This is a genomic window from Nonomuraea antri, from assembly GCF_013283785.1.
Lineage (GTDB): Bacteria > Actinomycetota > Actinomycetes > Streptosporangiales > Streptosporangiaceae > Nonomuraea > Nonomuraea antri.
In genome coordinates, this window is the sequence record NZ_JABCPZ010000019.1 from 70,433 (window position 1) to 78,978 (window position 8,546).

Below are 8,546 nucleotides of genomic sequence, written 5' to 3' on the forward strand. Positions count from 1 at the left end.
TGACACCGTTGCATGCCGACGAGGTGTCCCGCATGGAGGCCGACGCCGTCGCGGCGATCAAGGCGGCCGACAGTCTCGACGCACTCAAGCAGGCCAGGCTGGCGCACGCGGGCGACCGCTCGCCGATCGCGCTGGCCAACCGCGAGATCGGCGCGCTGCCGCCGGCCGCCCGCGCCGAGGCGGGCAAGCGCATCGGCGGCGCGCGCAAGGCGATCAACGACGCGCTGGCCGCCCGCCAGTCCGAGCTGGAGGCCGAGCGTGACGCGCGGGTCCTCGTCGAGGAGACCGTCGACGTCACCCTGCCGTGGGACCGCCGGCCACGCGGCGGCCGCCACCCGCTGACGCTGCTGCAGGAGCGCATCGCCGACGCGTTCGTCGCGATGGGCTACGAGGTGGCCGAGGGCCCCGACCTCGAAGGCGAGTGGTTCAACTTCGACGCGCTCAACATCGCCAAGGACCACCCGGCCCGCTCCGAGCACGACACGTTCTTCGTCGGCTCGACCGAGTCCGGCATGGTGCTGCGCACCCAGACCTCGCCGGTGCAGATCCGCGCGCTGCTGTCGCGCGAGCTGCCGGTCTACGTCATCTCGCCGGGCAAGACGTTCCGCACCGACGAGCTCGACGCCACCCACACCCCGGTCTTCCACCAGACCGAGGGCCTGGCCGTCGACAAGGGCCTGACGATGGCCCACCTCAAGGGCACGCTCGACCGGTTCGCCGAGGTCATGTTCGGCGAGGGCATCACCACCAGGTTCCGGCCGAACTACTTCCCGTTCACCGAGCCGTCGGCCGAGATGGACCTGAAGTGCTTCGTCTGCCGCGGCGCCTCGGCGGTGCCCGGCAACCCGCCGTGCCGCACCTGCAAGTCCGAGGGCTGGATCGAGTGGGGCGGCTGCGGCATGGTCAACCCGCGCGTGCTCATCGCCTGCGGCGTCGACCCGGCGGTCTACTCCGGGTTCGCCTTCGGCATGGGCGTCGAGCGGACGCTGATGTTCCGCCACAACGTCGAAGACATGCGTGACATGGTCGAAGGAGACGTGCGCTTCACGCTCCCGTTCGGAATGGAGATCTGATGAGGGTCCCGCTCTCCTGGCTGCGGGAGTATGTCGATCTCCCGGCGGTCACCGCGCAAGAGGTGGCCGACAAGCTCACCGCCGCCGGGCTCAAGCTCGAGTCGATCGCCTCGCACGGCCACGACGTCAAGAACGTCGTCGTCGGCGAGGTGCTCGAGATCGAGGAACTGACCGGTTTCAAGAAGCCGATCAGGCACTGCAAGGTCGAGGTCGGCGAGGCCACGCCGCGCGAGATCGTCTGCGGCGCGAGCAACTTCGTCGTGGGCGACCGCGTGCCGGTCGTGCTGCCCGGCGGCGTGCTGCCCGGCGGGTTCGAGGTGGGCGCGCGCAAGACGTACGGGCGCCTGTCCGAGGGCATGATCTGCTCCGAGCGCGAGCTGGGCCTGGGCGACGACCACAACGGCATCATGGTGCTGCCCGCGGGCACGCCCATCGGCACCGACGTGGTCGAGCTGCTCGGCCTGCGCGACGACGTGATCGAGCTGGAGATCACCCCCGACGTCGGCTACGCGCTGTCGATCAGGGGCGTGGCCCGCGAGGTGGCCACCGCGTTCGGCGTGGCGTTCCGCGACCCGGCCGACGTCGAGCTGCCGGCCGAGACCGAGCCGTCCTGGCCGGCCTCGATCGGCGACCCGAGCGCGTGCGACAGGTTCGTGCTGCGCGAGGTCGAGGGCTTCGACCCGGCCGCGCAGAGCCCGCTGTGGATGCGCGTCCGCCTGACCAGGGCCGGCATGCGCCCGGTGTCGCTGGCCGTCGACATCACCAACTACCTGATGCTGGAGCTCGGCCAGCCGCTGCACGCCTTCGACCGGGCCAAGCTGACCGGCGAGATCGTGGTGCGCCGGGCCGAGCCGGGCGAGCGGCTGGAGACGCTCGACCACGTCGTACGCGAGCTGCAGCCCGGCGACATCCTCATCACCGACCAGTCCGGCCCGATCTCCATCGCGGGCACCATGGGCGGCCTGGCCACGGAGATCTCCGGCGAATCGACCGACATCGTCATCGAGGCCGCGCACTTCTCCGCCACCGGCACCTCCAGGTCCTCGCGCGGGCACAAGCTGGTCTCCGAGGCGTCCAAGCGGTTCGAGCGGGGCGTCGACAGGGAGCTGCCGCTGGTGGCCTCCTACAAGGCCGTGCGTATGCTGGCCGAGCTGGGCGGCGCCACCGTCCGGCCGGGGGTGACCCACGCCGAGGTCGACGTCGAGCCGGCCCGCGTCGCGATCCCGTCCGGCTACCCCGGCCAGGTGGCCGGCCTGCCGTACCCGAGGGAGGCCGTGGTCGCGCGGCTGCGGGAGATCGGCTGCGTCGTCGCCGACGGCGACGACCCGGCGGTGCGGCGCGGCGGCGTCGACCCGACCGGGGTCGTGACCGGCGGCGAGCTGGCGGCCAAGCTGGCCGTCACCGGCGACGACATGATCACGGTCACCCCGCCGTCCTGGCGTCCCGACCTGACCGACCCCAACGACCTGGCAGAAGAGGTCATCAGGCTCGAAGGCTACGACCGGATCCCGTCGGTGCTGCCCAAGGCGCCGGCCGGGGCCGGGCTGACCGAGGGGCAGCGGTTGCGCCGCCGTACCGGGCGGGCGCTGGCCGGGGCCGGTTACGTCGAGATCCTGGCCTACCCGTTCATCGGCCCGGCCGACCTCGACCACCTGCAGCTCCCCGCCGACGACGGGCGCCGCCGGGCCGTACGCCTGGCCAACCCGCTGTCGGAGGACGAGCCGCTGATGCGCACGACCCTGCTGCCCGGGCTGCTCAAGACCCTGGTACGCAACGTCGGCCGCGGCTTCGCCGACGTGGCGCTGTACGAGGTCGGCCCGGTCTACCGGCCGCGCGAAGGCGCCCCGGCCACCGCGCCGGTGCTCGGCGTCGAGCGCCGGCCCACAGCCGAGGAACTGGCCTCCATCGAGGCGGCCCTGCCCGACCAGCCGCTGCGCGTCGCCGCGGTGCTGGCCGGCGAGTTCGACAGGTCCGGCTGGTGGGGCGGGGGCCGTCAGGCCTCCTGGGCCGACGCGGTGCAGGCCGCCCGCCTGATCGCCGCCGAGGCCGGGGTCGAGCTGTCCATCAGCGCCGACCAGCACGAGCCCTGGCACCCCGGCCGCTGCGCCGCGCTCTACGTCGGCGACACGCTGGTCGGCCACGCCGGCGAGCTGCACCCGCGCGTCGTCGAGGCGTACGGGCTGCCGCCGCGCACGGCCGCGATGGAGCTGGAGCTGACCAGGCTCGAAGCCGCCATGCCGGGGCCGGTCAACGCGCCCGCGGTGTCGGCCTACCCGGTCGCCACCCAGGACGTGGCCCTGATCGTGCCCGACTTCACGCCGGTCGCCGACGTCGAGGCGGCGCTGCGCGACGGGGCGGGCGAGCTGCTGGAGTCGATCAGGCTGTTCGACGTCTACACCGGTGAGCAGGTCGGCGAGGGGAACAAGTCGCTGGCGTACTCGCTGCGCTTCCGCGCCGCCGACCGCACGCTGACGGTGGAGGAGACCACCGCGGCCAGGGACGCGGCGGTGGCGCTGGCCGCCGACCGCGTGGGGGCGGCGCTGCGCGGCTGACCCGGGGCATGAGAAGGGGCCGGTACGTTTCGCGTACCGGCCCCTTTTCGCGTGTCTCAGAGGCGTGCACCACGGGCTTGCTGGACTCGTTCTCGACCCGCCAGAAGTGCGGGATCCCGGCCGCGGCGTACAGGAGCGGTTTGCGGATGCGATCGCGCTCCTCGGAGTCGGGGGAGACGACCTCGGCGGCCAGGACCACGTCCTTCGCGTGATAGAAGGTGGTGCTGTACGTCTCCGGCGCGTCAGCTCGGATGACGATGACGTTCGGCTCCGGGCGCTGACGCCGGCCGGCGATGATGGTCATCTCACGACGCACCCGGAAGCGCGCCGGGGCCGCGGCCCGGAGCCTTTCGAACAGCAACGACGTGGTCATGCTGTGAAAGATCGACTGCCGCGCTCGGAAGACCAGGCTGCCGTCGATCAGCTCGGTATGAGCGGGCAGGTCGGGCAGATGGTCGAGGTCTTCGGCGGAGAACCCGTGCGGGGGCGGGAAGACCCAGTCGGGGAGCGCTTCGGCGGTCATGGCGCAACGCTATCGAGCCGATCCGCACCCGCCCGGTGAACGGGAGAGAATGGCGTCATGAAGCAGTTGCTGGTGTTCGGTGAGCGTGATGACGCCGAGGAGGTCGCCGAGACGCTCGGCGAGTGGTTCCCCGAGCTCGGCGTGCCCCGCGTGATCAGGGAGACCCTGGCCGGCGAGGACGACGCCGAGGACGCGCAGTGGCTGGTCGTCGCCGAAGGGCTGGACGAGGCCCGCATGGGCAAGGTGGACGAGCTGATCGAGCGCTACGACGGCTGGCGGGAGCCCGACCAGGGATGAGGCCCCCGGCCGGGCGGCGCTCAGGAACGGGTGATCTTCAGGTCGCCCGATCCGCTCTTCTGCAGCACGATCACCGCGTAGGTGCCGGTGACCTTCGGGTTGGTCACGGTCACGCCCTCCGGGCGGCCGGGCTCGGTGCGGGTCCAGCCGATCGAGCCCGAGCGCGGGGTGGCCCAGGCCGTGCCGGGCGGCACGACGAGGATGTCGTAGTCCTGGCCGTTCAGCGGGGTGACGGTGAACGTGGCGGGCACGCCCTGGGTGAGGTCGGCGGTGCGGATCTCCACCACGTCCCCGGCCTCCATGCGCAGCTGGGCTGGCACGCCCTTCTCCAGCGTCCCGGTCGACTCGGCGAACTCGACGCGGTGCTGCTGGGTGTCGGGCTGGCCCCACACGTAGGCCGAGTAGGCGGTCGGCGTGGGCGAGTGCACGGCGATGAAGTCGGGGCGCGAGCGGTCGGACTGCTTGCTCTCCACCCGCAGCACCGAGTGGTCGGCCCGGCTGAGCGCCAGGTTCACGTCGCCCCCGGCCGCGCCGGTGTGCAGCGACGCCACCACCGACCAGGTGGGACGCGCGGTGGTGTAGCCGTAGGACAGGCCGGACCCGGACGGCCGGCTCAGCTCGGCCCGGTCGGTGATCGGCTCCTGCAGGGCCATCGACATGGTGTTGTGATAGCCGGTGGCCTCGGCCGCGTACTTGCGTTCGGCGGTGGGCAGCGCGGCGTCCAGCGCGGCGCGGAACGCGTCGACGTCGGCCGGTCTGCTCGCGGTCACCACCGAGACCGCCCGCGCCGGGCCTTCGCCGGCCACGTCCCAGATCGGCTCGTTTCGCGTGCCCGAGTCGGCCAGGTCCAGCAGCAGCGCGGTGATCCGGCCCTCCACGCTCTCGCCGTCCATCGGGTCGGGCCAGTCGGGGGTGTCCCTGGTCGGGCTCTCGACGTCGACCGGCTCGTCCAGCGGGCTCCAGCGCCGGTGGGTGTCGTCGAAGGCCTGCACCGCCACCCAGTCGGCCCAGCCTTCGGTCCACGCGCACACCGGGCTGCTCACCATCGTCACGAAGTGCGGGACGGGGCACGCGCTCGGGGACTGCGGCCAGGCGTCGGCGTAGGCGTAGTCCATGATGAAGTGGCCCAGCTCGTGCGCCACGGTCATCTTCTCCAGCTGGTGGCGCTCGCTCAGGTGCACGACGTCCGCCTCGGGGCAGTCCTGGCCGGCCGCGGCGGGGCAGTAGTAGGCGCGGTCGACCACGATGTCGGGCGCCCACACCACCTTGGCCGTGCGGCACGGCTGCCGGCCGGGGATCCAGCAGCCGCCGGCCGCCTGCCCGGTCCAGCCGGTGTACGCCTTCCAGGTGGCGTACGCGGCGGCGTGCACCCGGAACGCGCCCTCCTGCGGCGTGGTGGGACCGGCCAGGTGGTCGATGACCCGGTAGTCGCCGGCCGGGACGTTCTCGGTGACCGGGGTGACGAACGTGTACGGCTGCCCGCTGCGCGGGTCGGTCACCGTCCAGTACGGGTTGACGGTCTCGCCGGTGACGTAGACGTCCTGGCCGCCGCTCTCGTCGGTGTCGTCGGCGGGGAAGCAGAGCTGGTAGAAGCCGCCCTGCTGGGTCACGCCGCGGGCGAGCACGTCGTCGCCGCCGTCCGCGTCGCGGTCCCTGGCCACCAGCGAGAGCTGCGAGACGCCCTCGACCCGGCCCTCGGGCTGCCCTTCAGCGGTGACGTGGCTGATCGTGCCGTTCACGCAGGCGGTGTCACCCGCGGCCGGAGCAGTGGACGGCATGTACTGCGTGGCCGGGTCGGGCGGGGCCGGGCGCGGGCTCCTGGGCATGCCGAGCGTCGACGACTCGGTCCCGACCGTGATGTAGGCCAGCGCCTGCTCGCCCGGCCCTGGACGGCCGTCACTCACGTGCACCCGGATCGGGGCCGGGCCCGGCGCGACCGCGGTGACCGTGCCGGTGAAGGTGAGCCGCTGGTGCTCGCGCAGCTTCACGGTACGGGTCGCGCGGTCCACCGCGCTGCGGCCGATCGTCGCCCGCGCCCTGGTCAGGCCCTCGGGCGGGGTCACCCAGCGCAGGTTGGCGGGCAGGTCGGCGACGACGCGGGCCGGCCCGGCCGCCGCCTTCGCCGTCACCTCGATCCGCAGCGTGGCGTGCTGCCCGACGGCGGGCGCGCGGTCGAGCACCGCGCCGACGGTGAAGCAGTCGCCGGGCACACAGCCCCTCGCGGGCGTGGTGGTGCCCGCCCCGGCCGTGGAGACGCGGTGAGCGGTGGCCGGGGCGGAGTTCATGGGGAGTATCGCGGCGGCCGCGAGCGCGGCCACCAGCAGTCGACGCAACATCTGAGGTGTCTCCTTCTCAGCCCGCGCAGGCCACGGGTGAGTCGAAATGTCCAGGGGTGGTGGGGAAGGCCGAGCCGCTGTCGCTGGAGATCGCCAGCTCCCGGTAGGCCGACGTGCCCGGCGTGGTCGCGTCGGCCGCCGTCCGCCCGGCGCCCGCGCCCCAGGCCACCTTGGCCAGGAAGCCGAGCATGGCGGGCGAGTGCTGGCGGACGATGTTGTGCCCGCCGTTGGCCGGGCCGCAGTGGGTGTACAGGTTGTAGGAGCCGTTCCAGTCGATCATCTTGTCGCCGGGGTTGGGGCCGTTGGCGGTCCTGTCGCCCTGCAGCACGTCGCGGCCCTGGCCACCGTACTGCCAGTCGACGCCCTGGTGGTGCTGGTCGTCGGCGGCCTGGCCGTCGTCCTTGCCGGTCATCTCGAACCACACGCACGGGTCCACCACCGTGGTCGGCGTGCCGTCCGGCATCCGGCCGGGCGCGCAGTCGTCCGGGTATGAGCCGCGCGGGTTGTAGTCGAGCAGGTCGGCCCCCGCGCCGCCGAACACGTGGTCGACGAAGCGGTCACCGGTGCCCCTGGCGGCCGGGTTCACCGCGCCGCCGCTGAGGCAGTCGGGGGTGGCGGCGTCCTTGACCGGGTCGCAGCCCTTGCCGCCCCACAGCAGGTCCGCGCCGTCGCCGCCGAACAGCTCGTCGCCGCCGCTGTCGCCGTTGACCAGGTCGTCGCCGTACCCGCCATGCAGGCTGTCGCGGCCGTGACCCCCGCGCATGACGTCGTCGCCGCCCGCGCTGAAGCCGTCGTGCGGCAGCGCGGACGTGGCCCAGGTGTCGCCGTCGGCGTCGTGCAGCAGGTCGGCGCGCCGGTCGTAGGTCCCGGCGGTGAAACCGGTGTAGCTCTCCTTCGGCGGGGCGTTGAGGCTGACCGTGAAGCCGAGCCGCTGCGCGTCGGCGGCGTCCAGGCGCTCGTTCACCAGGCCGCCGCGGTCGCCGAGCATGGCGTCCTCGCCGTCGCCGCCGTCCATGCGGTCGGCGCCCAGCTCGCCGAACAGGTCGTCGTTCCCGTCGCCGCCGCGCAGCCGGTCGTCGCCGTCCTGGCCCCACAGGCCGTCGTCGCCGTCCTCGCCGTGGAGCTGGTCCGCGCCCGAGGCGTCCGCGGGCTCGCACGCCGCCTGCGCGGTCGTGCAGAACCTGGTGGACGTGCCGGGCAGGTCCGGGTCGTGGGTACGGCTGCGAGTGCCGTTCCCGCGCTCGGCGTAGACGCGGTCGCCGGTGGACGTGACCGTCCTGACCAGCGAGCCGTTGTCGCCGAGCAGCACGTCGGCCGCGTCGCCGCCTTCGAGCACGTCGCCCGCGTCGGGGGCGCCGGGGGTCGAGGAGCCGCCGATCAGGTCGTCCTGGCCGGGCGGGGCCTCGCCTTCCAGCTCGGCCCGGCCGCTGGGGCCGCCCTTCCAGCCGGGGTCGGCGATCGGCTCGACCTCGGAGTGCGGAGAGTCGGCTGTCAGGGGCAGGTCGCCGCGCAGGACGTCCTTGCCCGGGCCGCCCTCCGCGTAGTCGTCGTGGCCGCCGCCGGAGAGGGCGTCGTCGCCTGCCTGGCCGTACAGGACGTCCACGCCGGCACCGCCTGAGACGTGGTCACGGCCGGAGCCGCCGGGGAGGAGCTTGACGGTTCTGGGGGTCATGGGCTTGCCGTCGGAACCGGTCCTGATCGTCGCACCGGTGGCCTTGCCGGGCGCGGGTGCGGGCGCGTCCGTGGGTGCGGGCGTGTTCGGGGC

Annotated in this window: 4 protein-coding genes and 2 pseudogenes; 3 read left to right on the forward strand and 3 right to left on the reverse strand. The window is 73.4% G+C overall.

The annotated features are described in order from the left end of the window. The first annotated feature begins 32 nt into the window (after positions 1 to 32). Both pheS and HII36_RS09515 read left to right on the forward strand, forming a co-directional pair. A complete protein-coding gene (pheS, locus tag HII36_RS09510; RefSeq protein WP_236003344.1) occupies positions 33 to 1,073 on the forward strand; it encodes a phenylalanine--tRNA ligase subunit alpha in 1,041 nt (346 codons plus the stop codon). Continuing rightward, the gene (locus HII36_RS09515; protein WP_173522719.1) at positions 1,073 to 3,625 is read left to right on the forward strand and encodes a phenylalanine--tRNA ligase subunit beta; all 2,553 of its coding nucleotides are present in this window, start codon (positions 1,073 to 1,075) and stop codon (positions 3,623 to 3,625) included. The genes pheS and HII36_RS09515 overlap by 1 nt, the downstream gene beginning before the upstream one ends. A 67-nt stretch (positions 3,626 to 3,692) precedes the next feature. Here the strand turns inward: HII36_RS09515 and HII36_RS09520 are convergent. After that, a pseudogene (locus HII36_RS09520) lies at positions 3,693 to 4,148 on the reverse strand (Uma2 family endonuclease); the annotation flags it as partial. Positions 4,149 to 4,205: 57 nt separating this feature from the next. On the opposite strand from HII36_RS09520, the gene HII36_RS09525 reads away from it, so the two are divergent. Continuing rightward, on the forward strand, positions 4,206 to 4,445 hold the full coding sequence (locus HII36_RS09525) for a hypothetical protein (RefSeq protein ID WP_173522720.1): 240 nt from the start codon (positions 4,206 to 4,208) through the stop codon (positions 4,443 to 4,445). A 20-nt stretch (positions 4,446 to 4,465) separates the two neighbouring features. On the opposite strand, the gene HII36_RS09530 is transcribed toward HII36_RS09525, so the two are convergent. Both HII36_RS09530 and HII36_RS09535 read right to left on the reverse strand, forming a co-directional pair. Next, positions 4,466 to 6,781, reverse strand: coding sequence for a hypothetical protein (locus tag HII36_RS09530; protein ID WP_173522721.1), 2,316 nt, complete (start codon positions 6,779 to 6,781; stop codon positions 4,466 to 4,468). A gap of 16 nt (positions 6,782 to 6,797) precedes the next feature. Beyond that, positions 6,798 to 8,546, reverse strand: a pseudogene (locus tag HII36_RS09535) (hypothetical protein); the annotation flags it as partial.

Bases quoted from the DNA above. Each gene is read 5' to 3' on its own strand.
- pheS (WP_236003344.1), top strand. From the start codon at position 33: ATGGAGGCCGACGCCGTCGCGGCGATCAAGGCGGCCGACAGTCTCGAC.
- HII36_RS09515 (WP_173522719.1), top strand. From the start codon at position 1,073: ATGAGGGTCCCGCTCTCCTGGCTGCGGGAGTATGTCGATCTCCCGGCG.
- HII36_RS09525 (WP_173522720.1), top strand. From the start codon at position 4,206: ATGAAGCAGTTGCTGGTGTTCGGTGAGCGTGATGACGCCGAGGAGGTC.
- HII36_RS09530 (WP_173522721.1), bottom strand. From the start codon at position 6,781: ATGTTGCGTCGACTGCTGGTGGCCGCGCTCGCGGCCGCCGCGATACTC.